24 protein-coding genes are annotated in these 26,239 nt (G+C 41.7%); 13 read left to right on the forward strand and 11 right to left on the reverse strand.

The genetic code is table 11. The annotated features are described in order from the left end of the window. Positions 1–43 precede the first annotated feature (43 nt). The 3 genes from sir to ACM5QX_RS04795 all read left to right on the forward strand — a co-directional run bounded on the left by sir (position 44) and on the right by ACM5QX_RS04795 (position 3,981). The gene (gene sir, locus ACM5QX_RS04785) at positions 44–1,996 is read left to right on the forward strand and encodes a sulfite reductase, ferredoxin dependent (RefSeq protein ID WP_414752600.1); all 1,953 of its coding nucleotides are present in this window, start codon (positions 44–46) and stop codon (positions 1,994–1,996) included. Positions 1,997–2,066: 70 nt separating this feature from the next. Further along, complete coding sequence (locus tag ACM5QX_RS04790; RefSeq protein ID WP_414752601.1) at positions 2,067–2,774, forward strand: 16S rRNA (uracil(1498)-N(3))-methyltransferase; 708 nt, start codon at positions 2,067–2,069, stop codon at positions 2,772–2,774. Positions 2,775–2,901: 127 nt separating this feature from the next. Further along, positions 2,902–3,981: a tetratricopeptide repeat protein gene (locus tag ACM5QX_RS04795; protein WP_414752602.1), complete on the forward strand. Its 1,080-nt coding sequence runs from the start codon at positions 2,902–2,904 to the stop codon at positions 3,979–3,981. Here the strand turns inward: ACM5QX_RS04795 and ACM5QX_RS04800 are convergent. Then, positions 3,978–4,430: a hypothetical protein gene (locus ACM5QX_RS04800; protein WP_414752603.1), complete on the reverse strand. Its 453-nt coding sequence runs from the start codon at positions 4,428–4,430 to the stop codon at positions 3,978–3,980. The two genes, ACM5QX_RS04795 and ACM5QX_RS04800, sit on opposite strands and share 4 nt — an antisense overlap. A 394-nt stretch (positions 4,431–4,824) precedes the next feature. Between ACM5QX_RS04800 and ACM5QX_RS04805 the strand changes: the two genes are divergently transcribed. Further along, positions 4,825–5,475, forward strand: coding sequence for an esterase/lipase family protein (locus ACM5QX_RS04805; RefSeq protein ID WP_414752604.1), 651 nt, complete (start codon positions 4,825–4,827; stop codon positions 5,473–5,475). Positions 5,476–5,479: 4 nt separating this feature from the next. Here ACM5QX_RS04805 and ACM5QX_RS04810 read toward each other — a convergent pair whose 3' ends face one another. The 3 genes from ACM5QX_RS04810 to psbQ all read right to left on the reverse strand — a co-directional run bounded on the left by ACM5QX_RS04810 (position 5,480) and on the right by psbQ (position 8,235). Next, a complete protein-coding gene (locus ACM5QX_RS04810) occupies positions 5,480–6,328 on the reverse strand; it encodes an alpha/beta fold hydrolase (protein WP_414752605.1) in 849 nt (282 codons plus the stop codon). A gap of 176 nt (positions 6,329–6,504) precedes the next feature. After that, positions 6,505–7,587: an NAD(P)/FAD-dependent oxidoreductase gene (locus ACM5QX_RS04815; protein ID WP_414752606.1), complete on the reverse strand. Its 1,083-nt coding sequence runs from the start codon at positions 7,585–7,587 to the stop codon at positions 6,505–6,507. A gap of 144 nt (positions 7,588–7,731) precedes the next feature. Next, entirely contained in the window at positions 7,732–8,235 is a 504-nt protein-coding gene (psbQ, locus tag ACM5QX_RS04820; RefSeq protein WP_373368711.1) for a photosystem II protein PsbQ, read from the reverse strand. Between the two features lie 334 nt (positions 8,236–8,569). Here psbQ and ACM5QX_RS04825 point away from each other — a divergent pair, with 334 nt between their 5' ends. Continuing rightward, positions 8,570–8,998 carry a hypothetical protein gene (locus ACM5QX_RS04825; RefSeq protein ID WP_414752607.1) on the forward strand — a complete coding sequence of 143 codons (429 nt, stop codon included), beginning with the start codon at positions 8,570–8,572 and terminating at the stop codon, positions 8,996–8,998. 58 nt (positions 8,999–9,056) lie between these two features. On the opposite strand, the gene ACM5QX_RS04830 is transcribed toward ACM5QX_RS04825, so the two are convergent. From ACM5QX_RS04830 to ACM5QX_RS04840, 3 genes are all read right to left on the reverse strand, one after another. Further along, positions 9,057–9,638: an antibiotic biosynthesis monooxygenase gene (locus ACM5QX_RS04830; protein WP_414752608.1), complete on the reverse strand. Its 582-nt coding sequence runs from the start codon at positions 9,636–9,638 to the stop codon at positions 9,057–9,059. Between the two features lie 74 nt (positions 9,639–9,712). Further along, positions 9,713–10,348 (reverse strand): isochorismate family cysteine hydrolase YcaC, encoded by a 636-nt coding sequence (ycaC, locus tag ACM5QX_RS04835; protein ID WP_414752609.1) that lies wholly within the window; start codon positions 10,346–10,348, stop codon positions 9,713–9,715. A 293-nt stretch (positions 10,349–10,641) separates the two neighbouring features. Then, a complete protein-coding gene (locus tag ACM5QX_RS04840) occupies positions 10,642–14,265 on the reverse strand; it encodes an NB-ARC domain-containing protein (protein ID WP_414752610.1) in 3,624 nt (1,207 codons plus the stop codon). A 438-nt stretch (positions 14,266–14,703) separates the two neighbouring features. Between ACM5QX_RS04840 and ACM5QX_RS04845 the strand changes: the two genes are divergently transcribed. Then, positions 14,704–15,528 carry an alpha/beta fold hydrolase gene (locus ACM5QX_RS04845; protein WP_414752611.1) on the forward strand — a complete coding sequence of 275 codons (825 nt, stop codon included), beginning with the start codon at positions 14,704–14,706 and terminating at the stop codon, positions 15,526–15,528. 596 nt (positions 15,529–16,124) lie between these two features. After that, positions 16,125–16,928 (forward strand): prohibitin family protein, encoded by an 804-nt coding sequence (locus ACM5QX_RS04850; protein ID WP_414752612.1) that lies wholly within the window; start codon positions 16,125–16,127, stop codon positions 16,926–16,928. Positions 16,929–16,972: 44 nt separating this feature from the next. Here the strand turns inward: ACM5QX_RS04850 and ACM5QX_RS04855 are convergent, their stop codons facing one another. After that, positions 16,973–17,401 carry a hypothetical protein gene (locus tag ACM5QX_RS04855; protein ID WP_414752613.1) on the reverse strand — a complete coding sequence of 143 codons (429 nt, stop codon included), beginning with the start codon at positions 17,399–17,401 and terminating at the stop codon, positions 16,973–16,975. A 146-nt stretch (positions 17,402–17,547) separates the two neighbouring features. Further along, a complete protein-coding gene (locus tag ACM5QX_RS04860; protein ID WP_414752614.1) occupies positions 17,548–18,315 on the reverse strand; it encodes a phosphatase PAP2 family protein in 768 nt (255 codons plus the stop codon). 431 nt (positions 18,316–18,746) lie between these two features. Here ACM5QX_RS04860 and ACM5QX_RS04865 point away from each other — a divergent pair, with 431 nt between their 5' ends. Beyond that, positions 18,747–19,538 (forward strand): sulfite exporter TauE/SafE family protein, encoded by a 792-nt coding sequence (locus ACM5QX_RS04865; protein ID WP_414752615.1) that lies wholly within the window; start codon positions 18,747–18,749, stop codon positions 19,536–19,538. Positions 19,539–19,591: 53 nt separating this feature from the next. Beyond that, a complete protein-coding gene (locus ACM5QX_RS04870; protein ID WP_414752616.1) occupies positions 19,592–20,278 on the forward strand; it encodes a cadmium resistance transporter in 687 nt (228 codons plus the stop codon). Here ACM5QX_RS04870 and ACM5QX_RS04875 read toward each other — a convergent pair. Continuing rightward, positions 20,275–21,210: a LysR substrate-binding domain-containing protein gene (locus tag ACM5QX_RS04875; protein WP_414752617.1), complete on the reverse strand. Its 936-nt coding sequence runs from the start codon at positions 21,208–21,210 to the stop codon at positions 20,275–20,277. The two genes, ACM5QX_RS04870 and ACM5QX_RS04875, sit on opposite strands and share 4 nt — an antisense overlap. 369 nt (positions 21,211–21,579) lie before the next feature. Here ACM5QX_RS04875 and ACM5QX_RS04880 point away from each other — a divergent pair, with 369 nt between their 5' ends. The 4 genes from ACM5QX_RS04880 (at position 21,580) to ACM5QX_RS04895 (ending at position 25,172) form a co-directional block, all read left to right on the forward strand. After that, a complete protein-coding gene (locus ACM5QX_RS04880; protein ID WP_414752618.1) occupies positions 21,580–22,332 on the forward strand; it encodes a cadmium resistance transporter in 753 nt (250 codons plus the stop codon). Between the two features lie 107 nt (positions 22,333–22,439). Beyond that, on the forward strand, positions 22,440–23,063 hold the full coding sequence (locus tag ACM5QX_RS04885; protein ID WP_414752619.1) for a hypothetical protein: 624 nt from the start codon (positions 22,440–22,442) through the stop codon (positions 23,061–23,063). Between the two features lie 449 nt (positions 23,064–23,512). Continuing rightward, positions 23,513–24,313 carry an RMD1 family protein gene (locus ACM5QX_RS04890; protein WP_011321671.1) on the forward strand — a complete coding sequence of 267 codons (801 nt, stop codon included), beginning with the start codon at positions 23,513–23,515 and terminating at the stop codon, positions 24,311–24,313. 433 nt (positions 24,314–24,746) lie between these two features. Beyond that, positions 24,747–25,172, forward strand: a complete 426-nt coding sequence (locus tag ACM5QX_RS04895; RefSeq protein WP_011321670.1) for a YidH family protein — start codon at positions 24,747–24,749, stop codon at positions 25,170–25,172. A gap of 95 nt (positions 25,173–25,267) precedes the next feature. On the opposite strand, the gene cysK is transcribed toward ACM5QX_RS04895, so the two are convergent. Next, positions 25,268–26,230 carry a cysteine synthase A gene (gene cysK / locus ACM5QX_RS04900; RefSeq protein WP_011321669.1) on the reverse strand — a complete coding sequence of 321 codons (963 nt, stop codon included), beginning with the start codon at positions 26,228–26,230 and terminating at the stop codon, positions 25,268–25,270. Positions 26,231–26,239: the final 9 nt, after the last annotated feature.

Consider the following 26,239-nt stretch of genomic DNA (forward strand, 5'->3'; position numbering starts at 1 on the left):
TCGGCGATTACTGATGCCTTATTGAGAATCCTATAGAACTCTGATGGTTAAATCTGCTCCTCCCCCTACCACTGGCCGTAAACCTTCTAAAGTCGAAGGGCTGAAAGAAAACAGTAATTTTTTACGTGAACCTGTAGCAACGCAAATCCTTGAGGATACTACTCACTTTACTGAAGATGCGGTACAAATCCTGAAATTTCACGGTTCTTATCAGCAAGATAATCGTGACAATCGTACCAAGGGTCAAGAGAAAGATTACCAATTTATGCTGCGGACAAAAAATCCGGGTGGCTTGGTTCCGCCGCAGCTTTACTTGGCCTTAGACAAGCTAGCTGATGAATATGGCAACCATACCTTACGAGCTACCACTCGTCAAGGTTTTCAAATGCACGGGATTTTAAAGAAAAATCTCAAAGCAGCGATCGCTACAATTGTGCAAAACTTAGGTTCAACCTTGGGTGCTTGTGGCGACATCAACCGCAACGTCATGGCTCCCCCAGCCCCCTTCAAAAAACGGGCTGAATACCAGTACGCTTGGGAATATGCCCAAAATATCGCGGACTTACTCTCACCCCAAACTGGAGCTTATTACGAAATCTGGCTAGATGGTGAAAAAGCCATCAGTGCGGAAGAAAGTCCAGAAGTAAAAGCAGCTAGACAAAGCAATGGTAACGGGACAATCATTCACGACACCGAAGAACCCCTCTACGGCACTTATTATATGCCGCGTAAGTTTAAGGTCAGTGTGACTGTACCAGGGGATAATTCCATTGATTTATATTCTCAAGACCTGACATTGGTTGTCCTGACTGATAAAAAAGGCAACTTAGAAGGATTTAATATCTTTGCTGGTGGCGGTTTAGGACGGACACACAACAAGGAAGAAACATTTGCTCGATTGGCAGACCCCATTGGTTATGTAGCCAAGGAAGATGTATATAATGCCGTTAAAGCCATTGTTGCGACTCAAAGAGATTATGGCGATCGCACTGACCGCCGTCACGCTCGGTTAAAATACCTAATCAATGATTGGGGTGTGGAGAAGTTCCGCGCTAAGGTAGAAGAATATTTTGGTAAACCCATTGCTCCTTTCAAGCAATTACCAGAGTTTAAATATCACGATTTCCTTGGTTGGCATGAACAAGGCGATGGCAATTTATTTTTAGGTATTTCCATCGATAATGGTCGGGTAAAAGATGAAGGCGCATTTCAACTGAAAACCGCCTTACGGGAAATTGTCGAGCAATTTAACCTACCCATCCGCCTCACACCCAATCAAAACCTGATTTTTTACGAAATCACCCCAGAGAACAAGCCAGCAATTCAAGCCATCCTCGACCGTTGCGGTGTAGTTTCCGACCCCACCACCATCGACCCTTTAGTCCGCTACGCAATGGCTTGTCCAGCCCTACCTACCTGCGGTTTAGCAATTACAGAATCAGAAAGAGCCATTCCCGGCATTTTGGAGAGGATTCGCACTCTCTTAGATAAAGTTGGTTTACAAAATGAACATTTTGTGGTGAGGATGACAGGTTGCCCCAACGGTTGCGCCCGTCCTTACATGGCAGAACTGGGCTTTGTCGGTAGCGCGCCAGAAAGTTACCAAGTGTGGTTAGGGGGTTCGCCCAATCAAACACGCCTGGCACAGCCTTATGTAGAGAAACTGCACGATAAGGATATAGAAAGCTTCCTAGAGCCGATTTTCGTGTATTTCAAAAAATCTCGCAAGTCTGGGGAAAGCTTCGGTGATTTTTGCGATCGCGTCGGCTTTGATGGTATTCGTGAATTTGTTGCCCAGTATCAACCGGAAACCACACCAGTCACCATAGAACCGGAACAGCCTGAAGCTGTATCTAAATCGCGCAAAGCCCGGTATCGGGTCAGCCTGCATGATGATTTGTATAACAAAGTGAAGGCGACAGCAACAAGTCAAGGCCGTTCAATGACTGATTTAGTCAAAGATGCCCTAGAGGCTTACTTCCAAAGCCTTTCTTAAAAAGGGGTCAAATACAGACCTAACCCCCAGCCCCTTCCCTACAAGGGAAGGGGAGTAAGAATAAATTTTCATGAGCCAATTACAACGCATTACGATCGCACCTTCTCAACTCCAACAAGAACAAGTTTTACTGACAACCCAACAAAAACATTACTTAAAACGGGTGTTGCGGTTGCGTAAGGGCGATCGCTTTATTGTGATGGATGGACTGGGTAAGTGGTGGTTGGCTAGCCTCACGGAGGAACAAGCCCAGGTATTAGAAGAATTAGCCGTAAAAACAGAATTACCTGTAGCAATTACGCTGATGATTGCTTTACCTAAAGGTAGTGGATTTGATGAAGTTGTGCGGAGTTGTACGGAGTTGGGAGTAGCTTGTATTGCACCAGTGTTGAGCGATCGCACTTTACTAAATCCCAGTACCCAAAAGCTAGAACGTTGGCGACGTATAGCCGCCGAAGCAGCAGAGCAATCGGAACGGGCATTTGTGCCGACGATTTTAGAGCCTGTGGCTTTTAGTGATGCCGTTAATAATGTTACAGCCACATATCGATACATCTGTGAAGCCCGTGGCGAGTATGTGCATTTGCAAAACCTTCTCACAGACATATCTGGGGAAATGGTGATAGCGATCGGCCCAGAGGGAGGATGGACAGATAGAGAATTAGAAGAAGCTGTCACCTTTGGTTTTCAACCAGTATCCTTAGGGCGGCGAATCCTACGTGCAGTTACAGCCCCACTAGTAGCATTATCCTTAATTAGCGCAGCTTGTGAAGGTTGAATCAATTCAAAATACCCTGCCCCAAACGCTTGTCATCTCTTAATTTTGAATTTTGAATTTTGAATTTTGAATTGGTATAACTCTTTTTTTTGGGAACCATATCAATAGCGTGCATTGAATGGATCTCATGATTGAGCAAGTTGCGATCGCCTTTGAACATAAAGACTATCAAACAGCCGCTAAATTACTCAGACAGCTGCTAAAAGAATCACCAGAAAATCCTTGGGTGCAGTTTTATCAAGGGCGATTGTACGAAGTTTCACAAAAGCGCCGAGAAGCAGAAAATATTTATCGGCAATTATTACGCAGCACACAAAATAACAAAATCGTTACCCTCGCCCGACAAGGTTTGCAGCGCATACAAGAAATTGAGCAAGAAGAAAGACAAAGAGCGATCGCTCAAGCAACAGCAGAACCTGGCAATACTGAACAAGGCATACTTATACTAGAACCTCTCAGCAATGAACTAAAAGCCCAAGCCGCAGCCAAGTTTGCAGAAATCATGCAGCTAGACCCCTACAGTGCTAGGTTAGTACTGCCTAGTCGTAGTTGGAAATTTTACCGTATTGGGCGTGTGGGAGAACTCCAGTTTTACGGTACACAGCTACAGCAAGCAGGTATTCCTTGCTTTTGGACAGCCATCAGCGCCATTGAACAAATACAAGTTTTTCAAGTCAGAAATTTTTCAGCATCTCAACCAAAAGCTACTGCTATCTGCTGCAATCAGACAAATCAAGTTGGTTCACTCACATTTGATTGGTCAGAAGTTTCCGCACGAGTGATGGGACTTTTACCCATTTTTGAGGAAGTTGTAGACATTGACGCTAGGCGCAAACTTGAACGCAAAACCCAAACCCAAGACTACATTCAGTTTTGTGATTTACATTTACCTAGCAGACGTTGTATTTTGAGACTCTATGATCATGGCTATGAATTTCAACAAGGTGTAGAAGTTTCTCCTACAGCTAGTCAAAACACCATCAGAATCAATTGGAATAACTTACTAGATTGGGTTAACCTCTATTTACCAGAAGTCAAGATTTGGGCAGATTTTACACATTTTGCTGAGACAGTATTAGAACAAAAAGAAATGCTGGATAACCTTCAGTCTCATATTCACCTATATCGTAGGGAAGAGACTAACTGGGACCCAGCATTTCATTTATATAGTGGATTGATATTTATTCAAGGAATGCCGAAAACTTAGCCAGGAGTTTTTACTTGGCTTGCCATATCTAAGTAGGAACTCATATTCGCACCAGGGCGACGACGGCCATTAGCACCGGAACCTGAAGGCGCTAAGTATTTAGGGGCAAATGTAGTTTCAGATGGTTTAGTGGTTTTAGCAACTGGCGCTTTTTCTGGTTCAGCAGGGGCAGTTTTACCATTCTTGCCATTTTTGGATGCCTCCACCTTAGCTACTTTGGCAGGTGTAGGCGCGGGGCTTTTCTCTGTAGCTGGTGGTGCTTCTGCTTTCACAGCAGCTTTTGTACCATTAGATTCTGCTGGTGCGGCTTTTGGGGCTGGTATCGTTGCTTTTTCATCAGTGGTATCTTCTTTGAGTTCTAGGTAGTAGCTACCACCTTTCTTACCTCCGATCAATCCGGTAAGGAAACTCAAAATCCCAGCGATGATTTTTTTGATAAAACCGAACATTAGAATGGCTCCTGAAGTTTTATATTTTTCAATTGACCGTAATGTTAAAAATTACGTCGGAATACTATGTTTTTGACTATCAGCTACTTAGTAACAAACCTAGTAGGTCTGGGCTTCATCAACCTTAATAATACGGGCTAAGTGTTTTCAGGTCTTATTGGCAAATACTTACAAGCTGTAGATACCAAGAATAATTATTAAATTTTACCCCAACTTAGAGCAAGATTCTGAAAGCTTGCTTAATAAAAATTAATATTACTTTCTTCTATAGCTATACATCGATATAAATAATGGTTTTGTTCTAAACCAGTGGGAGGACTGTCATAATCTTTGGGCAGACAGTATTCAGACTCAGTTAAATTTTCTACAGACTGAAATACAAGCAATTTTGTCAATGGAAACTCGAAATCTGCAACGCAACCCCATATTGCTAGTGCATGGCATTACGGATACAGAAGCTGTATTTGATCAAATGGCAGCTTATTTAAGACAAATGGGTTGGACTGTATACACACTGAATTTAGTACCTAACAACGGCGAAGCCCCGCTTAATGTATTAGCACAGCAGGTAGCTGATTATGTTGCTGTAAACATTACTCCCGAACAACCATTCGATTTAGTTGGCTTTAGTATGGGGGGAATTGTCAGCCGTTATTATGTGCAGAGATTGGGGGGTATTAGTCGTGTGCAACGCTTTGTGACGATTTCTTCTCCTCACTATGGTACTGTGATTGCCTATGCTTCTCAGCGTCCTGGCTGTGTGCAGATGCGTCCTAATAGCCTTTTCCTTCAAGATTTGAATCATGATGTCCAAATGTTAGAGGAGTTAAATTTCACTTCTATTTGGACACCTTATGATTTGATGATTGTACCTACCCACAGTTCAAAAATGCCAGTTGGTAAAGAACTGAGTATTCCCGTAGCATTGCATTCATGGATGCTGAGAGATGTGAGGAGTATAGAGGCCGTAGCCGCAGCTTTAGCAGAACCGATTAATTGCGATCGCCGATTTGAATATATTCCTAACTCATCAATTCACAATTGAGAAATCAAGATTCAGCACGGCGCACAAAAGGCAGAAGGTCTTCTAGGATTGTTTTATCGTAGTGTTCTTGTGGGTAGTGACCGACGTTATTGAGTTTGATTAATTCAGCATTGGGTGCAGTCTCAACAAACTTTTGTGCTACTTCTACAGGCAACCAGGGGTCAATCATACCCCATTGAACCAGAATTGGTTGTTGCCATTGTTTAAAGCCTGATTCAATTTCTGTCATGGCTGCGGGGAGTTGCAAGTTACGAATTGTATTTAAAAGCGCCCGTCCCACAGCCGAAGTTTTCAAAAAAGGTTTACGATAAACATCTAAATCTTTGTCTTCGATGCGATAACGGCTACCACCTTCGAGAGTCCGGTCAATTAATAATGGGTCTTGAGTCATCATGTCACCGATAAAAGGTAGACCCATTTGTTTAATTTTCCAAGGTAGTTTAGCGTCAGTAGAAATTGGTGCATTTAGTATAGCTATGTTGGCGATTTGTTCGGGATATTTTAAGGCGTATTGTAGACCAACAGACCCTAAGAATCCCTGCACAACCAGAGAAAAACGCTCAATTTCTAAAGCTTGAATAAATCCTGCTAAGGCCGTGATGTAGGCTTCAGTAGTGTAAGCAAATTCGTGTTTCTCCGGCTTGGCAGAAAAGCCAGAACCAATCCAATCTGGGGCGATCGCTCGCGTTCCTTGAGCCGCTAAAGCTGGTATGATATTGCGCCAACTGTAACTTTGTGATGGTATGCCATGCAGTAACAACACGGGTAGTAAGTCACTTCTGCCAACTGGTTCAGATTCCCGATAAAACCACTCTAAAGAATTTACTGTTATCTTATGTTCTGTTATTGACACGCGATTTCCCTAAAAATTTTTTAAAATGCTGGGAATGGGCAATGGGTAAGGAATCATGAGTAGTGAAAGAGAATTTAATTTATCCCCAATCCCCAGTTCAAGGCAAAAGTCAAAAGAAAAAATCTTTTACCTTTTGACTTTTGACTTTTGACTTTTGACTTTTTTCTCCCCAATCCCTATTTGAAAATCTTCTCACGAATTGCCTTTGCCGTGGCGGGTGCGAGTAAAACACCGTTGCGATAGTGTCCAGTGGCTAATAGCACGTTACTAAACCCTGGTAACTCATCAATGACTGGTGCGGGGCGACCTTCGGGGCGGGGGCGTAATCCTGACCAAGTGCGAATGATTTCGGCTGTGGCTAATTCTGGACAGAAAGCGATCGCCTGTTGTCTGACTGATTCCAGTAATTCTTGATTGGGCGGGATTTCATCGCTATCTGTGGGAAATTCCACTGTTGCACCTATCCAATAGTCTCCACCACCTACAGGGACTATATGCACGTCATTACCTGTAATTGCTGGTTGAAAGTCGGGATTCCCTAATGATTGCCCTAATCGTACTTGTAAAGCTTGTCCCAACACAGGACGAATATCTACTGGTTGATGCAGTTGTGCTGTGATGGCTGTGGAACCCAAACCAGCTGAGATAATTATCCAATCTGCGGTGATTTTACCGTCTGTTGTCTCGATGGATGTGGATTGGGTGGCTTCTGTGGAGGGGAAACCTAATACAGTCACACCAAATTTAAAGGTTACTCCCTTATGTTGGGCAGCCTCAACTAAAGCTAAAGTCAAAGCTGTAGGGTCTAGTTGGCGGTCTTGTGGAGAGTAGACAGCGCCGACAATTTGCGGATGATCAACTTGGGGACAGATATGTTTGAGTTTGTTCGTGTCCCAAATTTCTAATTTCCAGCCTTGGGTGTGGCGAATGGCTGCTAAATTTTCCCAGCTTTCTAATTTTTCTGCTTCTAAGCACAGACTGAGAATTCCTTGACGGTTAAAAGGGATTTTCCGCCCTGTAATAGCTTCCAATTCAGGAATCAGAGTTTCATAACGTTGGATGCTAGTTTGTCGCATCTGCCAAGCCTTACCCTTGATTTTTTGGCTGATGATGCCTACTAAAACACCCAGTGCTGCGCCTGTAGAAGCTTGGGCGGGTGGTTGTTTGTCAAAAACCGTGATTTTGATTCCTGGGACTTGACTGAGTTCATAGGCGATCGCCGCACCAACTACGCCACAGCCAATAATCGCTACATCCATGAGTTTTTTTTACAGAATGGGAGATTGGGAGGAGAAGAGGAAGAATGAGGAAATAAGCTAAGAAAAAGGAAAAAATTTTCCCCTGCACCCTACTCCCCTGCACCCCTGCTTCTTCTCCTCCCTCATCTCTTATTTTCCCTTGTCTTAACCTTCTTCTGACTGACTACTGGTGTCAGGTAGGAGTTGAACAAACTTATCAATATCTGCAACAGCAGCTTGATAGTTATTTAGAGCCAGGGGAGAATTACCAACACTAGCGGCCTGATCGATTTTGACTAGGTGGTTGAGCAAATCTTTGGTGATTTGCCGTGCTGTGGGTTGGTCTTTGGGTAGCAGGTTAGGTGTGATGTAGGTCATGTTTAATCTGGCTTCCGTAATGGGGCCGTGAATAAAATTACCTACTTTGATCCATTCTTTTTTCTGGATGAGGTTTTTTAGTTCGTCCGCGCGATCGCGTACGGCCTGAATATCAGGTGCGTATCCTTGAATTTTCTCAAGTTGTGCAGCTGTGTAGGTTGGGGGTACAACTGCGGTGGTGGGACTACCACAACTAATCAGGAAAGTTGCTAATAATACCAGAAGTAATGAAATAATTGAGCGTTGACGCGCCATACACTGAAATTGGTTGGTTTCCTTTTGCCGATTCACAGTGTAATTTTAGATCGCAAAGGTAGGTTATCGTTCTGACTAATAAATGATTTTGTCGAAAATTTTTAATTTGCTCACTTGGTATTTTCTCCAAAGGATGCAGTAACCAGTTTTTTTGAGTATAATTACCCAAGATAATTTAGTATACTGTCCGAACTGTAAATCAAAGACTCATTACTCAATTTACCTCACCGTCATTATGAGGAAAGCATGATTATAGAGTTGCGAAATTTCTAAGGTATTGATAAGCTAAAACACCAATACAATAAGCCTTCTGGCGATTTTTTGTTGTCACATTCCCCCTAGACTGACAAAATAAAGGAGTGTTTTATTAGTGAACGCATCTGAACAAGCAATCAACCTTGAACTCGCCAGCAAGATTGCCACAGTAGTCAATTTATTTAAGTTTGAGTTTCCTGATGCCAAATCAGATTTAAAACCTTGGAAGAATGATCCGGAAACTAGAGAGTTAGTTGATCCAGATTCTATTGATATTGGTTTTCATTTTCCTGGGGTCAGTAAATCTTGGCGTAGTCGTAGTGTTTTAATCCAGATCCGATTTTACCAAGACCCGATCACAAAATTACGCCGGGCGATCGGTTTGGAGGCAGCCGGATTTGACCATCGGGGTGAAGTATGGCGACTGTCTACCGTTGAAAACTGGGCTTTTGTTGGTGAGTCTGTACCTTCGCCTCAAGTTGGTAATCAGCTTAAACAAGTTTGCCGCCATATTTTAGATGTATTCAATCAACCTGGTGATTAGGTAGTCTGGTTGAGTTTACATTGATTTTGAAGATGTAAACTTCTCGAAGGATCTAGTTTTATGGAGTAGGATACAGCCATTTGCGAAATAATTGTGTTAGGCGCGGCATGATCACGTAGGTGAGTAGGGCGACACCGAGTCCTGTACTAATCAGTTGATTGAGCAATACAGGCAAGCCAGACAACAACGGTGCTAGCAAACGATTGAGCATAGGGAGAGTTAAGAACACTGCCAACCACGTTACTAACATCATTTTGTAGCGGGGTGGTGGAGACTTCATCGGCCTGTCTGAAAGAGTAAACCAGGTTTCCAATCCGGTTAGTGTTTGAACTGTTTCAGGCTTTTCAATCAAGGGCTGCAATCGCTCAATCCACTCTCGCCGAATATCAGATTCCAGCCACGTTTTGAGATTGTCGTAGCAATCGAACCTGAGAATGACCACATATTCAAGATGGGTGTGATCCTGGGGTCGAATAGTGCTGACACCCAGATGTCCCTTGAATTTTCGTGCATCTGCGGCGATACCGTGAAACCATGCTTCGTAACCTTGCTCGCGCCCCGTTTTCACTACATGAGAGATCACTGCTGTGACTGGATAGCTTTCTTCACTGGTATTGCTTGCTAACGGTTCATCGAACATAGAATTTAAAATTCTGAGTATTTTGATATTTTGCCTCTCAGATCACCACCATGCAAAGTTTATGTGGCTCACTACTAGGGAGATCCAGCACTTGAGTTTGCTGCATAGCTGGTCATCAGGTTTTTGTAGTCAGGAATAAACCCGGCTAAGAGACTACCTAGTCCTTCAATATCGTTACGCCAGTCACGGTGCAATTCACACACAACGCTAAACCAATTGACCAACTGAACTCCAGCACGAGACATTCGATCCCATGCTGCATAGCGACAGGCTTCATCAAAGGTTCCAGAGGCATCGGTGACAACAAAAACCTCATAACCTGCCTCTAATGCCGAAAGCGCACAAAAAGTAACACACACATCGGTGACAATTCCGGCAATGATCAATTGCTTCTTACCTGTTGCTTCTACGGCTTTAACAAAGTCCTCGTTGTCCCAAGCATTGATCTGTCCAGGGCGCGGAATAAAGGGAGCATCTGGAAACTTTTCCTTCAGTTCAGGCATGATGACTCCATTGGGGCCTTGCTCAAAGCTAGTTGTCAAAACTGTAGGTAGGTTAAAAAACTTGGCTGCACTTGCTAGGGCTAGCACATTATTTTTGAAGTCGGCAGCACCAATATCACGCACAAGTGAGAACAGTCCAGTTTGGTGATCGACCAGCAGAACCGCAGCATTATTCTTATCTAGACGGTTGTACTTGAATGTAGACATAAGGTATTTCTCCTAATTTGAGTTACTGGGAATGAGGAATTGCAGAATGTTCTCCAGAATCAGAAACCATTGAGTTGTACAAATTAAATGTGCTTTACCTTTCAATGGCTTATGGCATAAGCTGTTGCAACACGAACTCAGTTTGCAAAATCTGACCAAATTACACCACTCAAGATCCACCAGTTAATCACCCAGTTAAGGTGATACCTTCGGTAAGCTATCTCTTCGAGACGCTACGCGGTAAGCGAAGCTATGCCGTAGGCTTTACGCTAACGCACTTACTTTGGCATAGACTACATCAAGGCTCCCAACGCTTTCAATGTTGCTTTTTGAGCGTTCGTTAATCCCTTTGCCCTTTGAATATTCATGCCCTCATACAGCCGATCCACTATCAATGTTTTTATACAGCGTCCTGTCCCTATGTCCCACACCTTAATTGTGCGATCGTCGCTGCCACTCAGTAAAAATTGACCATTGGAACTAAAGCTCACCGAAGTTACCCAACTCCTATGCTCATGCAACACTTGTAGACAATGTCCTGTTTGCAAATTCCATAGGCGAACGGTTTGATCGCCACTGCCACTTGCCAGGGTTTTACCATCGGGGCTAATGGCAATAGTCCAGATTCCACCTGTATGTCCCCGCAGTATTTGTATGCTCTCTCTTGTCTGGAGATCCCATAAGCGAATAGTTTGGTCAAAACTCCCACTAATTAACTGCTGATCATGGGCAGTAAAGGCCAAGGTGAACACTCCCCCAGAGTGACCCTGCAACACTCCCAGACAAGCCCCAGATTGCACCTCCCACAGGCGAATGGTTTGGTCAGAACTGCCACTTGCCAGGCGTTGACCATTAGCATCAAAGGCGATCGCTCGCACACCATCCTGATGACCTCGCAGCACTTGTAGACATTGATGAGTTTGTACATCCCATAACCGCACAGTTTGATCGTGGCTACCGCTTGCCAAGGTTTTCCCGCCAGGATTGAACATTACTGTCCACACGGGCGCATCATGACCTGACCACTCACTGAGAGATTCCGTTTGCAGATTCCATATCAAAATCGAGCCATCCTGCCCATTAGTTGCAACTGTTTGGCTATCAGGGCTAAAGCTTAAATATGAAGTCCAACTAGTTAAACCAGCAGTTGTATCAGTCACTCTTTGCCAGGTTTTGTCAGGGCGAAGGGGTGATGATAAATCGCCATCGAACTGCAAATGCCATAGGTGAATTGTTTCATCCTGCCCTCTACTAGCAAGGGTTTTACCATTTGGACTGAGGCTGAGAGAGCGAATTCCACTGGTACACCCGCGCAATGTTTTCAGGCTTTGCCCGTGCAGATTCCACAGCCGCACCGTTTGATCTTGACTTGCACTCACCATTAGCTGTCCTCTAATGGCAATAGCCAAAACATCGTCGGTGTGACCGCTTAGAACGTTGATGCACTGTCCATCTTGGACATTCCAAAGGCGGAGAGTACCATCGTCACTTCCACTCGCCAAAATGCTACCATCTGGGCTAAATGCCATACTCCAAACCCAATTGGTGTGTCCATGCAGCACTTTTGATTGATAGGCGTTGGAGTGAAGTTGCCCACTCCAGAGTCGAATCGACCCACCAAAACTACCACTGGCTAGCAGTTGACCATCAGGACTGTAACGTACACAATGAACGCCTTCAGTATGTCCCTGCAACACATTGAGACAGTTTCCATCGATTACGTTCCAAATCCGAATAGACTCGTCTTTGCTGCCACTTGCTAAGGTTTGATGATCAGGCGAGAAGTGAACTGAGTAAACGTTTTTCGTATGTCCCTTTAAAACCTGAAGACAATCTCCTTGTAAATTCCAAACTCTTACCGTTTGATCGTCACTGCCACTGGCCAACCGTTGACCATCGGGACTAAAGTTCACTGACCAAACACAGCCTGTATGCTCTGTTAAAACCCGTAAGCACTGTCCGCTTTGGACATCCCACAACCGTATCGAAGTATCACTACCGCTACTGGCTAACTTGTGACCATCGGGACTAAAGGCAACGCTCCATACCCAGCTTGTATGACCTTCAAAGGTAGCTAATAGTTTAGTGGTAGTGATCTGCCAGAGATAGATAAGTCCAGTTGAATCGCCAACGGCAACAGTCTCACCGTCTGGGCTGATGTCGATGGACATGGCACTATTTAAGCTTTCTGAAAAAATGGACTTGGTTAAATCTGCATTTTGAAAATTGACCCCTGCTAAGTTGACCTGGCGCAGGTCGGCTTGCTGTACTACGAGTTCAGAAAAGTCAGAGCCACGCAAATCCACTTTCATCTGCACCAGAAGATTGATCAAATTACCCACGGCATATCCTGCCCTATGTCTTGATGGCTGTCGCTGCTGTGCCAATAATTGCCTGGCTCTGTCCTCAACCTCTGACAGATTTCTGTAACAAGATAAAAGCCATTCCACCACAGGCTGCATGATTAATCGCAGTTGAATCTCTCGGATATAATCCTTTGCTTGTACCAGAATCAATGAATGGCTTTGCAATACATCAAGCTGCCGAGTTGCAAATTCTGTGCAGACCTGTTGAATCAATCGTTCTGTGACATATTCCATGACAACAGGCTGTAAGAAAAATAACCCATCTATTTTTTCGATGAGCGATCGCCTCAGTAGTGAGTTTACCTGTTGGGGAACGCTTTGCCCGGCGGCTGAACCGACGACATTGTGAATAATCTCTGCGATCGCTACTGGTTCTCTGTAAATGGCAAACCAATATAATATTTTCTGCTCCCCTGGCGATAGGCGATTAAACTGACGATCAAGTAAATTACGGATGTCTTCAAAGATGAAAATTCCCTGACTGATGTAAGCTAAAAACTCAGCAATGCTGCCGTTGAATACATCCTGGGTAGCGGCTGCCACCATCTTCAGCGCCAGGGGATTGCCTCCATAGTGATTAATTAGCGTTTGCCACTGAGCTTCTGAAGCTGTAAATTCTCCCTTTTCTCGAAAGATGGCGCGGCCATCATCGGGTGTGAGTCCACTTAAAGATAGCGATCGCACTCTACCCTGGGCGCTTTCCATCAATGCCATTTCCTGTGGTTTCTCACGGCTGGTTAGCAAGCAACAACTTTGGTGGGGCGTTTCACCGAGAGTTCTTAAAAGTTGTCCATAAGCTTCATAACCTGACCGCCATTGACCGGCTTGTTCACTGTGCAGAATGGTTTCAGTGTTATCTAAAATCAACAAACATTGCTGGGAGCGTAAATACTGCATCAATAGAGAAAGCTTTTCTTCGAGAGTGGCAGGGATGATGGGATCATCACCCTGAAGTGGCATAAAAAATTTCAGCAGGCTGGTCAGGAGTTCATCTAGTGAAGGTGCATTAGCCAGCGATCGCCAGACCACAATTTCAAATTCTGTCTGCATTTGCAGGGCTGCTTTTACGGCGATCGTACTTTTGCCAATCCCTCCAATTCCTAGTAGCCCAACCACGCGACAGCGTTCAGTCACTATCCACTGCCACAGTTGTGATAACTCCGCCTCACGACCATAAAACACCGAGGCATCGACCGCGTTATCCCAGTCTTGTTGAGGATTTGTCCAATGACTTGCTGATTCTGCTCCAGATGTAATCGGGGTTACATAATCAGTGTGGGTTAATTCCATCCCAAACGCCTGGAAGAGAAGCTCTAATGACTGGCGATCAACTCCGAGTTCACGTTTAAAAATACGGGCGAGGGTATTGAGTGATAGTCTGGTGCGATCGCTCAAATCTTCCTGAGTGAACCTTTTACCCCAAGTTTCCTGAGATTCTGCTTTTTGCTTTGCTGCTTGAAACCTCTGCCATCCGTGAGGAGATAGGACAATTCCTCTCACCCGTCCATGAGTAGAGCGTTTGCGCTTGGATTTCGTTGCGTTAGCATCCATTTTGGCCAGTGGTGCAGTAGAAAAAGATAAAGCAAGTATTCTAGGGAACTGAGATCGGTGATATATTCACCAGGAATATACCAGTTTTATGGAATTTAGCCTGGATCTCATTGTAACTCTGGCTAAAAATATATCTTTAGGTATAGAAGAAGCGATCATGCTCTTGGAAATTCGTTTAGCAGATACAGCAGATTGTGACTAAATGAGTACATAACTGGAGAATTAGATATATAAATGATTCTTCTCTCTCCTGCCTTTTCATAGCGATAATTTTTCACACTGAACTACTTATCGAATTTGAGCCATAGTGGGAATTGCTAATTTGCAGCTTAACTCAAAGAAGTTGAGTGGTCTGAATTGGATACAAGTTGAAGAATGAGAACAACGGCTTGAACGCCAAGCAATCTTTCTGTTCAACTCAAGATCCATAGGAGCCTTATGAGTACAATCACAACCCAAGACGGTACAAATATTTATTACAAAGACTGGGGCGTAGGAAAGCCGGTTGTTTTCAGCCACGGCTGGCCGTTGAATGCTGATAGTTGGGAAGCTCAGATGCTTTTTCTCGCAGACCACGGATTTCGCTGCATTGCTCACGATCGCCGGGGTCATGGGCGCTCCAGCCAATCTTGGGAAGGGAACGAGATGGATACCTATGCCGACGACCTCGCCGCACTGATGGAAATTCTAGACCTAAATGGGGCAACTGTGATCGGCTTCTCTACCGGCGGTGGTGAAGTAGCTCGCTATATTGGTCGCCACGGTACAGCACGCGTCGCCAAAGCTGCGCTGATTTCTGCCGTTCCGCCACTGATGCTGAAAACAGAGAATAATCCTAATGGACTACCCATCGAAGTGTTCGACGGGCTTCGTGCTGGTTCCCTGGCTGACCGATCGCAGCTCTACAAGGATCTTGCCAGTGGCCCATTCTTTGGCTTTAATCGTCCGGGTGCCAAAGTCTCACAAGGCATGATCGACTGGTTTTGGCTCCAAGGAATGCAGGCGGGTCACAAAAACACCTTCGACTGTATCAAGGCATTCTCGGAAACCGACTTCACCGAGGATCTGAAAAAGTTCGACGTACCAACGCTGATCATCCACGGCGATGATGACCAAATTGTGCCGATTGGTGCTGCGGCGATCGCTGCTGCAAAATTAGTGAAGAATGCTACCCTGAAAATCTACCCTGGCGCACCCCACGGACTGACCAATACGCACCAAGATCAACTCAACACCGACTTACTGTCGTTTCTTAAAGAATAGAGCGATCGCGTTTCGCCCTTAATCAAAAATAAGTTGAAATTATTATCTGTGGTATGAGGTCAAACTACTGGACTGACACAGCTAAAGTAGTGCATTAGAGGTAGTAGCGCGGCAAGCTTAAAATATTGGGTTAATCAGATGAAAAACCAAAAATTCATCATTGTCATTGATTACTTAACCCAACACATTAGACTAAACGCGCTACCTTAACTGAACTGTTTTGCTTTATAAATAACCGCTTATGTCAAAAGTCAGACTGTAAAACTTAACCTGATATTATTTAATTGATATTGAAAAGTTAAAAATATTATTCAATTACTCTGATAATTAAGCAAATATTGTCGTACTTCACGACAAGAAAGTTTAAGTACATTATTTGTGGTCAACTTGTATTGAAATCAGCTTTAAAATAGTGATACTGTTTATATAGTTCAAAAATTAAAAGTTCCAAAATAATACTCATATTTTTATATTGCTTTATAATTGTCTATGAATTTTTAGATTTTGAATAATCTACTTCATTTAATATACCATACAAATGTGGATTCTATTTTTATAAGATTTTACAGTTTTATAATTATTGCTATTGGGTAGACATGAAACAAATTAAATTTAAAAACAATGCTGGTAAAATAACTGCACTTTTGTTTTTAATTTCAATTTTGCTGACACCTTTTGTAGTTGTAAATGCTGGAGAACGGGGTGTATTAATGCAATTTGGCAAGGTACAAGAAACAGTCATAGATGAAGGAATACATATCATTATTCCTATTGTCCATACAGTCAAAAAAATCAGTGTCAGAATCCAAAAACAAGAAATATCTACTGAAGCTTCTTCTAAAGACTTACAAAATGTTTTTATAGATGTAGCGTTAAACTGGCATATTCTTCCTGAAGAAACCAATATAATGTTTCAAGAAATTGGTGAGGAAAAAGATATAATTGAGAAAATTATCAATCCGGCAATAGAAGAAGTCATCAAAGCAGTTATCGCCAGCTACAAAGCAGAAGAAATAGTGACTAGGCGAGGAGAAATAAAATCTAGCTTTGATAAAATATTAACATCGAGATTGCGTGAATACCATATTGCAGTTGATGATATTTCACTAGTTAATGTGAGATTTTCAGATAAGTTTAGTGAAGCAGTTGAAGCCAAACAAATTGCGGAACAAGATGCTAAAAGGGCAGATTTTATAGCTATGAAAGCGGTAAAACAAGCGGAAGCTAAAGTGAATTTAGCTAAGGGAGAAGCAGAAATAAATAGATTATTGGGTGATAGTTTAACTAATGATATTTTGGTAAGGCAAGCTGTGGAAAAATGGGATGGTAAATTACCTCTAATTATAACTAATGATACACCTCAGGTTTTAAATTTGCCTGAGATTTTAAAACTAAAGTAGTTACTGATCATGCAGTAACCCAGATAAAGCAACTGGGTTTTTCACTAACTACCAGCAAAAAAACTAGGAGTATCGAGAACTTTAAAGTGGATTAATATCATAATCAAAAATGTATAGGCAGTTGAAGAAACTAAACCTGTTAATATTTCTTTTCTGACGTTACGTTCTTGAGTTTGTTTTTGCAACACATCAATTGTACCTGCCTGCATTAACAAAATGCCAATAACGTTAGATAACCAGTAACCGATTATCACGCCAGGCATCAGTAATTTAGGTGCAAACAAACTACAAATATAGCCGAAAAAATAAGCAATTGGTAAATTAAATACCAAATCATTCCACCAGCATAATGGCGATAATAAGTATCCAATTACTAAGAAAAATCCACCCCTGAGCCTCTGTAATAATGTTTTAGGCACAGTTTCTGAGATGTGTGACAACGACTCTTGATGACTCTTTGAGATATCATTCATTTTTGTACAGTAATTCTATCGTGTAACCGTACTTTAAAGCAAAAAGTCAAAAAAGTCTAGAGCTAAACAGAAGTGGGAATTTAAGAAACAGGTGAATTATACATAGGATTTTTGTATTAAAATACTCCATGCTTCTATGGAAAGTTTTACTCATTATGAAGCAATTCCTGTTCTTCAGGAAGTAACTTTGCTTCAATCATGGGTTTTTCAGTTGTCATATTGGCTGGTTGTGATAATGGTCGAATGATAAAACTTACGCCAATTGCCCAAGCGATCGCCACCATCCAACCTGCGATAATGTCACTGGGAAAATGTACTCCTAAATATAGCCTTGTCCAACCAATGGCTAGGACATACACACTACCCAAAATCACTGTTAACCAACGCCAAGTGCTACCCCAAGTTAAAATTACCAATATGGCAATCAACGTCATACTCGTCATAGCATGACCACTGGGAAATGAATAATCAAACTCTGGTGCGACTGATTCCCATAGATGAGGCCGGACTCTGTGCCAAAATATTTTGGCTGTGCGGTTGATAGTAGCACTACCCGCAGCAGTAATCAGTAAATACGAGAGAGAACGCCAGCGCCGTTGCACTAGTAAAATCAGGCCAATAACAGTCAAAATAGGGGCTATAGTCCAAAAAGAACCAAATTTTGTGAGTATAGCGGCAAATATATCCAAGTTTGGCAGTTTTACAGCGTGAAGCGTCACCAAAATCGGTAAATCCCAAGGAAAACCACCCTCGTTATACTGCACCTGTAACGCTAGCAGTCCAAAAATTTGTAATGGTATATATACTCCCAAAAACAGTACCAACAAAGAGCGCCAGTGTATGGTTAACAATCTTTGCACAAATCCAATAGGCGATCGCAACTTTTCATCTCGGACTTTTTCTAAAAATGGCATATCAAGTACTCTATCACGATAAAAATAGTGTAGTTTTTATCAATACTATTATAGTTTTGCCACTGAGGTAAAAGTATTTGTGATGATTTGTTTTCCAGAAAATCCTATTCCTATACAAGTATTAATTCATACTGTGATTCTGCTCTGGTCTACAAAAAGATAGACTTTTATTACTTTTAACACTAAAATACGGTAAATCGGTAAACTTTAAGTACTTAATGAGATTCTCCCACTATTTATTCAAAAACTTGTGGTCACACGAAACATTCTGCACAACAGCGTTACACCACGTTGGATTTTAGATTGAGAATCGCTGTCTGGGTTCTGGGAATCCACCTGTCCCATTCGTTTTTCAAATTGGTATTACAAGTAGTCTTTTAGTTTCGGCTCAACAAAGCCGCATTCACAAAACCCTAGTTAAGGACAGGAGTATGGATTTTTTCTTATTGCCTCTTTTCAGCTTTCTAGTTGGTATCGTTGTTGGTTTAACGGGAATTGGTGGTGCTTCTCTCATTACCCCAATGTTGATTTTCGCTTTTCAAGTACCACCTGCCGTAGCAGTAAGTTCTGATGTGGTGGCGGCGACGTTAATGAAAGTTATTGGTAGCGTAAAACATTGGCAGCAACAAACCGTCGATAGAGAAGTGGTGAAATGGTTGGCTTTGGGGAGTGTTCCTGGTTCTTTGCTGGGAGTAGGAATACTGCACCTGATAAAACTGAAAGCCGAACATAGCTTAAATGACATTATGCTGCATTTGTTGGGTGTGACGATTTTATCAGTCACTATTTTGGCATTAATGCAAATGCTGCTATTGACCTTCTTTCCACAGTTACAACTACCTGAACTACCCAAATTTGACTTAACTACTCAGCTAGGACGCTTACAGACGGTAATTGTAGGAGCGTTTTTAGGCTGTGTTGTGGGTCTGACAAGTGTTGCTTCTGGTTCATTGTTTGCCTTGGTACTGATTGCATTTTTCCGGTTGGATGCGCGGAAATTAGTTGGTACAGATATTTCCCAAGCCGCAATTCTGTTAATTTTCACGGCTGTTGGACATCTCACCTTGGGAACAGTTGATTGGAATCTCGTATTACCAATATGGCTTGGCTCAGTACCAGGAGTATTAATAGGAGCTAAAGTCTGTCAAATTGTGCCACAGAAACCACTACGATTTATGGTTTACTTTATATTAATGTTGGTGAGTTTAAAGTTGGTTTATTAGGTGGAATTTGTGGAGATTAATGAAGCAAATTTAATAAATTAGGATACACTCTCATGAGTGATTTGATTACTACATTTTTAGTAGCAATATCAGCCTTTGTGGCTACCAATATTGACGATGTCATAATTTTATTAATACTTTTTTCTCAGGTAAATTCTATTTTTAGATGTCGGCATATTGTCGCTGGTCAATATTTAGGCTTTATAGTGTTAATTATTGCTAGTCTCCCTGGGTTATTTGGTGGATTAATCTTACCACCCAACTGGATTGGACTCCTGGGATTAATACCGATGGCAATGGGTATCAGTAGTTTGGTGAATGGAGAAGAAAATGAAACTCTAGAGATGGCAAACTTTACAACAGAATATCAAGATACAAACACCAACAATTTGTTTAATTCACAGACTTACAACGTTGCCGCCATTACCATCGCTAATGGCAGCGATAATATTAGCGTCTATATGCCATTATTTGCTAGTAGTAATGTAGTGAATTTTATAATTATTATCGGAGTATTTTTTATATTAATAGCAATTTGGTGTTATGTGGCCTATAAATTTACTTATCAAACTAAGATAGCTGATATATTAAGTCAGTACAGTAACTATATTTTGCCTTTTGCTTTAATAATATTGGGTGGAATAATTATTTTAAAAACAGAATCTTTAACTTTGATAAAGTTGGTAGCTAGTTGTATTTGTTTAGCGATTTTAGTAAAAAAGCAACCAACGTCGAACTAGGCCACTTGTACATTATCCTGCATGAGCATATCTTCAAAAGCCATCATGACTCGTGTATGGAACCGTTGACGGTGTTTTAGTTTCCAAATTGGCTGGATAATTTCTAATTCCGTCTTGGATTGTTTCTGTGGGTTGATAATTTGCACAGCGCGTAATGTCCCTAGTTGTAATTCTTTTTTCACCATTGATTCTGGAAGTGCAGATGCGCCAACACCACTTTCTACAACTGCTTTTACCATTTCACTAGTGTTGAGATTAAGTACAACATTTAAGCGACTAGGCTCAATTCCCCAACTTTGTAAGGCTTGCTCAAACATCTGTTGTGCGCCAGAACCAGATTCACGCATCACCCAACTTGTGCGCAATAATTCATCTAGATAAATCTCATTATACTGAAACCAAGGGTGAGATTTACCCACAACAATGTGTAGGCGATCGCTTCCTACTTCGTCTTGCTCTAAAGATTGTCGTAATGATGCTTTAATCTCCCCTGTCACTAAACCCAAATCATACATACCTACAGCAGTTCCATCACAAATCTCTTCAGCATTTCCCAACTGACAATTGATAAAAATGCCAGGATATAACTGCTTGAACTGGCTAATTTTTTCGGGTAACCAATAGTTACCCACGGTGAGACTTGCACCTATCTTTAATTCTCCCCGTTGTAGATTATTTAATTCCTTCAAACCGCGCTCTGTTAACTGTACATGGTCAATAATCTTTTGCGCCTCACCTTGTAATAATTTACCAGCATCTGTGATTTCAATATGACGACCAATGCGATGAAATAATCTGACACCATATTCTGTCTCTAAGCTTTGAATAGCAGCACTAACTGCTGGTTGAGTAATATAAAGTGCTTCAGCTGCACGGGTAAAGTGCAGCATTTCCGCCACAGCTAAAAAAATTCGTAACTGTTCTAGCGTCACGTCGCTCTGCTCCGAATTCAAAATTCAAAATTAACCATCTCCGCAATTGTGATAAATCGCGTAGCAGTTATTTTGAAGATATTAAAGGAATTATACGGTAAATTTAGCGACTAACTGTAGATTGTTGTAATGATCTTTACTTCCACTGTTGCAGTCATATCTGCACATCCATAAATTCAGTCTATGGATTTAACAAAAAAGACTGTTTGCTCTTATTGATAGGTAACCATAGAGTGAAACTATACCTCTAACCAAAGTGCTAACTACACTGATGATTTTCTGAAGTTACCCATTTTCCACACTCACAACCTCCATTCCACCCATACAGATGCTTGACGATCACTACCATTGAGGAGACACAACGCACCCATGAGCGAACTACTGACTGCTATTTCTACAGGATTCACGGCTTTTGTGGCTACTAATCTCGACGATATTGTCGTCCTGTCACTGTTTTTCTCACAGATAAATGCTTGTTTTCGCCGTCGCCATATATTTATCGGTCAGTATTTGGGTTTTAGCGCCTTAGTAGTTGCCAGTTTGCCTAGCTTCTTTGGTAGACTCATCATCCCAGCATCTTGGATTGGTCTACTTGGTGTTGTGCCGATAATTATTGGCATCAATCGCTTACTAAATCAAGAAACTAGCGACACAGAAGATTTAAATACTCCTGAATCTTCGCCGTCTTGGTGGAACAATTTTCTTTCACCCCAAACCTATGGTGTAGCAGCAGTCACAATTGCGAATGGTAGTGACAACATTAGTATCTATATGCCCATGTTTGCCACGAATACATGGGATAACTTACTGGTAATTTTGCTAGTTTTCTTCGTGATGGTAGGTGTGTGGTGTTATCTAGCCTATCACTTAACTCAGATCAAGGCGATCGCTTCTGCAATTACCCACTATGGTAATTCTTTAGTTCCCTTTATATTAATAGGATTAGGTGTTTCCATTTTAATAGAAAGCCAAACGATAGAAACTCCCATTTTACTTTTCATAATCTGTGTAAGCATTGGGTCTTACCTGTTAATTTTAAGCAAGAATATTTGGCGAGTAAATTATAAATTCTCCTTGGAAGCACCTGAAGCAGAGCTTATACCTGGAATTAAACAAAAATGAGCTTTTATCTTAGTAACTTGCATCATTAGATAGATGTAAAAATTCTCAATTAATACCTTCAATTAGGTAGTTAGCATCCGAAACCACTAATTTTTCAGGAGAAAACCATGAAAATTTTCAAGAATACTCTACTCAAAACCGCGCTAGTTTGCTTATTACTCTTGGTCAACTTGATGGTTGCTTCACCATCTTGGGCAGGAAAGAAATTAGCTAATGACCCAGACTATATAGAAATCACCAAATCACTAGACTCTGCTTTACAGGATAGACAAACCCAAGGATCAACACCAGAAATTGAGCAAAAAATTTCTAACTTGCAATACCAAAAATACATTATAGAAAATAGTGAAGAACCTGTGGGAATTTGTCGCAATGAAACAGATAAAACACTATTGATATACGGTGAAAAACCGAAAAAATCTACCTCGACCTACGACAATGAATTATATCTGCTTCCTAGTGGTGCAGAAACTGATGATGAGTGGGACTGTCAAGGTGTTTATCTTCCTGGAAAAGCTGCTACAGCAGAACAAGCAGCAACTCCCGCTCAAGTTGTTAAGATTTTTCACGGAACTAGGTTAGTTGCTACAAACAACCCCCAAACTAGTGAAATTGAATTCAATCTTCCACCTACAAAGGTTTTCCAATCTGGCGAAGTTAACTGGTTTATTCCCGAAAATTCTCAAGCCGCGCTAGATGCAGGAGTTACCACAGCGAAAATCGAAGATTAAGTGACTGGTAGGAATTGAATAGGTCTGTTCACCTAAGATATTGCACAGAAATAAAGAGTTGGAATTTTTCCGACTCTTTTGTTGTCAATTTATGACGGACTTCAAATATTTTGGCAATTTGGCATAACTTGTCTAGATTTTGCAGTTTAAATGAGATATCAAGAGAGCGGAACAGCCGCAACAAATCGCCAGTTGTTGACCCTATGCTGTAAAGTCACGCAGCAACCAATTTACAGTACTCGGTCATCGCTCCACTACAACTGGCTAGTAATCTACTAGAAAATCTATAGCCATAGAGGGAATTCCCCATAAAAAAGTCCCAAAATTTATTCTAGGATGGATATCCTACTTGTCCGTGATGAGTAGCAGGCATCTTAATCGCATCACAAGATGGGATAATTTATTTCCTGGTATTCCCTTGATGGACAAAAATATAGTGTCAGGCGACAATGCAAAAACTCCTTTTTCACGGCAAAGATAGCTTTAAAGCGCAAGCCCTATTCCTTGGTAAGAAAATTAACCTACAAAGATTGGAGAATTACGATTGCTTGGCGACTATGCCATTAATAGTTACCGTAGGTGAACAAGGTTGTGCTGTGCTTCTGAGTTATGGTGCAGTTGTTTTGTTCAACCTTGAGCCTATGGAAAAGGTAGCATTTTTGAGCAAACTATCCTCTCTAGTTAGTGATTCTTTTACTGAACCGGAAACAGAAGAGGTAGATGTTCGCCGCAATATTGCGGAAAGTGAAAGAGTTAAAGAAGGGAAAATTTTCCTGCATGAATTTAGCGTAGAACGTTTACAGATAGTGGCTGATATTCTTGCTAAGAGTGTTGTTCTATCTCACTATGAAACGAGTTTAGCAACTGTATTTGATCAAATTGAACCGTTCGCGGCTAGTCTCCAGGGTGACAATAGGAGTCAACGCAAAAGTCGGGAATTATTGCGTCAACTTGGAGCTACCCTGCTAGTTCAACATAAAATTGTGGGTCGAGTAGAAATTATCGATAAGCCGGAATTGCTATGGGAATCACCACAACTAGAAAACTTATATCTGCGTTTGGAAGATGAATACGAAATCCGTGAGCGTCATAATGCTTTGGAACGAAAACTAGAGCTAATTTCCCAAACTGCACAAACTGTGCTGGAGTTCATGCAGCATAGCAGTAGCCAGCGAGTAGAATGGTATGTAGTGATTTTGATTGTGGTGGAAATTCTCCTGTCGCTGTACGACATAATTTTTAAACGCTAATGCTAGTAAAAATTTAGCTTTACTGAATCACAATATGAATCGCGCGCATCATATCTTTGCGGGTGTTTTCTCCCTGCATCACAATACAATGATACTTGATCAGTTATTAACAGGACTTACGTAGCTGGCACAATAGTAGGGTGCGTCAGATATGGAAAATCCTCTAATGTGTACGAAATTATTGGGGCTGACGCACCCTACAGTTACTTTGACTATGACACTTGCGTAAGTCCTAATTAATTTTCCTCTTCATATTCAGTAATGTCCAATTTTTGATAGAAATCATTTATTAAAATCTCTAAGTTAATCAATTAATTTGATTACTATTTTCGTTAGAGAAATCTTTATTGATTTCCTAAAAAATGTCAGCTTAATTTTGTAAAATAGATGGAATATTAAAATTACTTGAGAAGCAAATAAATAAATATATCTCATGACAATAGAAGCCGAAAAATTGCCAAGTAAAAATTCAGTAAAAAAGAAATATAGATCCGATAGAATCCGAGATCATTTAGCTAATGAACGTACCTATCTAGCATGGATGCGGAGTGGTATTGCACTCATGGGTTTTGGTGTGTTGATTGTGCGATTGCGGATTCTTCAACCTCCATTAGCATCACAGCCTCCTGGTAATGGTTGGAAGTTAGGATTAGCATTTGCCTTAGTCGGAGTATTGACGGTGTTACTTTCAACACAGCATTATTTCGCTGTTCGCAAAGATATTGACGAGGATACTTATCAACCACCAGACCGTTGGATACTTCTGGCGAGTCTGGCTGTGATTCTCCTGGGCGGGGGTGTACTGTACTATGTGTTTACCGTTCCTCTAGATTATCTGAATACTTATATTCTGGAGTAATGGAGTGTAAAGAAATTAGTAAACTAGGATGGAAGATGCTGGATTTCCACTCTCCACTTCCGGCCTAAGTTACTATTTTTGCTGACAACTCAGTATTAATTGAGTGCAGATATTTCCAACTCTGATAAATCCTTGAACAACGTTGTACTTAAATAGCGTTCGCCAAAACTAGGTTGAACCATAACAATCAACTTACCGCTATTTTCTGGACGCTTTGCCACCTGAATAGCTGCATACAACGCTGCACCTGTAGAGATACCTGATAATAAACCTTCTTCTCTTGCTAATCTGCGACTATAGGCGATCGCATCCTCATCCGAAACGGCAATTATCTGATCAATCAATTCCAGACGACAAATTGCCGGGATAAATCCTGCACCGATACCTTGAATTTTATGCGCTCCTGATTTTCCTCCGGAAAGCACTTGGCTATTGCTTGGTTCTACAGCAATAGCTTGAAAACTGGGTTTACGTTCTTTAAGTACCTGAGCGACTCCAGTTAATGTTCCGCCAGTCCCGACTCCACCCACTACAATATCTACCTGTCCATCGGTATCTGACCAAATTTCTTCAGCAGTAGTTTGACGATGTACTTTGGGATTCGCTGGGTTACGGAACTGTTGCAACATATAGGCATTAGGCAATTCTGTCACAATCTGCTCGGCTCTGGCGATCGCTCCCCGCATCCCTTCCAGACCTGGAGTTAATTCCAACTGTGCGCCATAAGCTCGCAACATCGACCGTCTTTCTGTACTCATCGTCTCCGGCATGGTCAGAATCAAATGATAGCCTTTAGCAGCAGCCACCATTGCCAAAGCAATACCCGTATTTCCTGAAGTTGGTTCTACTAATATTGTCTTACCTGGATGAATTAGACCTGCCTCTTCTGCACTTTCCACCATACTTACGCCAATTCTGTCTTTCACCGACGCAGATGGGTTCATGCTTTCTAACTTCACCACTATATCGGCTACAGATCCCTCTGCTTGGGGAATATTATTTAACCGCACCAATGGCGTACGTCCAACTAGCTCTGTAATATTTCTGGCAATTTTCATAACAGTATT

It is taken from the genome of Anabaena sp. CCY 9910 (assembly GCF_963920875.1).
GTDB classification, from domain to species: Bacteria; Cyanobacteriota; Cyanobacteriia; order Cyanobacteriales; family Nostocaceae; genus Trichormus; species Trichormus variabilis.

Bases quoted from the DNA above. Each gene is read 5' to 3' on its own strand.
- sir (WP_414752600.1), top strand. From the start codon at position 44: ATGGTTAAATCTGCTCCTCCCCCTACCACTGGCCGTAAACCTTCTAAA.
- ACM5QX_RS04790 (WP_414752601.1), top strand. From the start codon at position 2,067: ATGAGCCAATTACAACGCATTACGATCGCACCTTCTCAACTCCAACAA.
- ACM5QX_RS04795 (WP_414752602.1), top strand. From the start codon at position 2,902: ATGATTGAGCAAGTTGCGATCGCCTTTGAACATAAAGACTATCAAACA.
- ACM5QX_RS04800 (WP_414752603.1), bottom strand. From the start codon at position 4,430: ATGTTCGGTTTTATCAAAAAAATCATCGCTGGGATTTTGAGTTTCCTT.
- ACM5QX_RS04805 (WP_414752604.1), top strand. From the start codon at position 4,825: ATGGAAACTCGAAATCTGCAACGCAACCCCATATTGCTAGTGCATGGC.
- ACM5QX_RS04815 (WP_414752606.1), bottom strand. From the start codon at position 7,587: ATGGATGTAGCGATTATTGGCTGTGGCGTAGTTGGTGCGGCGATCGCC.
- ACM5QX_RS04830 (WP_414752608.1), bottom strand. From the start codon at position 9,638: ATGTTCGATGAACCGTTAGCAAGCAATACCAGTGAAGAAAGCTATCCA.
- ycaC (WP_414752609.1), bottom strand. From the start codon at position 10,348: ATGTCTACATTCAAGTACAACCGTCTAGATAAGAATAATGCTGCGGTT.
- ACM5QX_RS04840 (WP_414752610.1), bottom strand. From the start codon at position 14,265: ATGGATGCTAACGCAACGAAATCCAAGCGCAAACGCTCTACTCATGGA.
- ACM5QX_RS04845 (WP_414752611.1), top strand. From the start codon at position 14,704: ATGAGTACAATCACAACCCAAGACGGTACAAATATTTATTACAAAGAC.
- ACM5QX_RS04850 (WP_414752612.1), top strand. From the start codon at position 16,125: ATGAAACAAATTAAATTTAAAAACAATGCTGGTAAAATAACTGCACTT.
- ACM5QX_RS04855 (WP_414752613.1), bottom strand. From the start codon at position 17,401: ATGAATGATATCTCAAAGAGTCATCAAGAGTCGTTGTCACACATCTCA.
- ACM5QX_RS04860 (WP_414752614.1), bottom strand. From the start codon at position 18,315: ATGCCATTTTTAGAAAAAGTCCGAGATGAAAAGTTGCGATCGCCTATT.
- ACM5QX_RS04865 (WP_414752615.1), top strand. From the start codon at position 18,747: ATGGATTTTTTCTTATTGCCTCTTTTCAGCTTTCTAGTTGGTATCGTT.
- ACM5QX_RS04870 (WP_414752616.1), top strand. From the start codon at position 19,592: ATGAGTGATTTGATTACTACATTTTTAGTAGCAATATCAGCCTTTGTG.
- ACM5QX_RS04880 (WP_414752618.1), top strand. From the start codon at position 21,580: ATGAGCGAACTACTGACTGCTATTTCTACAGGATTCACGGCTTTTGTG.
- ACM5QX_RS04885 (WP_414752619.1), top strand. From the start codon at position 22,440: ATGAAAATTTTCAAGAATACTCTACTCAAAACCGCGCTAGTTTGCTTA.
- ACM5QX_RS04890 (WP_011321671.1), top strand. From the start codon at position 23,513: ATGCAAAAACTCCTTTTTCACGGCAAAGATAGCTTTAAAGCGCAAGCC.
- ACM5QX_RS04895 (WP_011321670.1), top strand. From the start codon at position 24,747: ATGACAATAGAAGCCGAAAAATTGCCAAGTAAAAATTCAGTAAAAAAG.
- cysK (WP_011321669.1), bottom strand. From the start codon at position 26,230: ATGAAAATTGCCAGAAATATTACAGAGCTAGTTGGACGTACGCCATTG.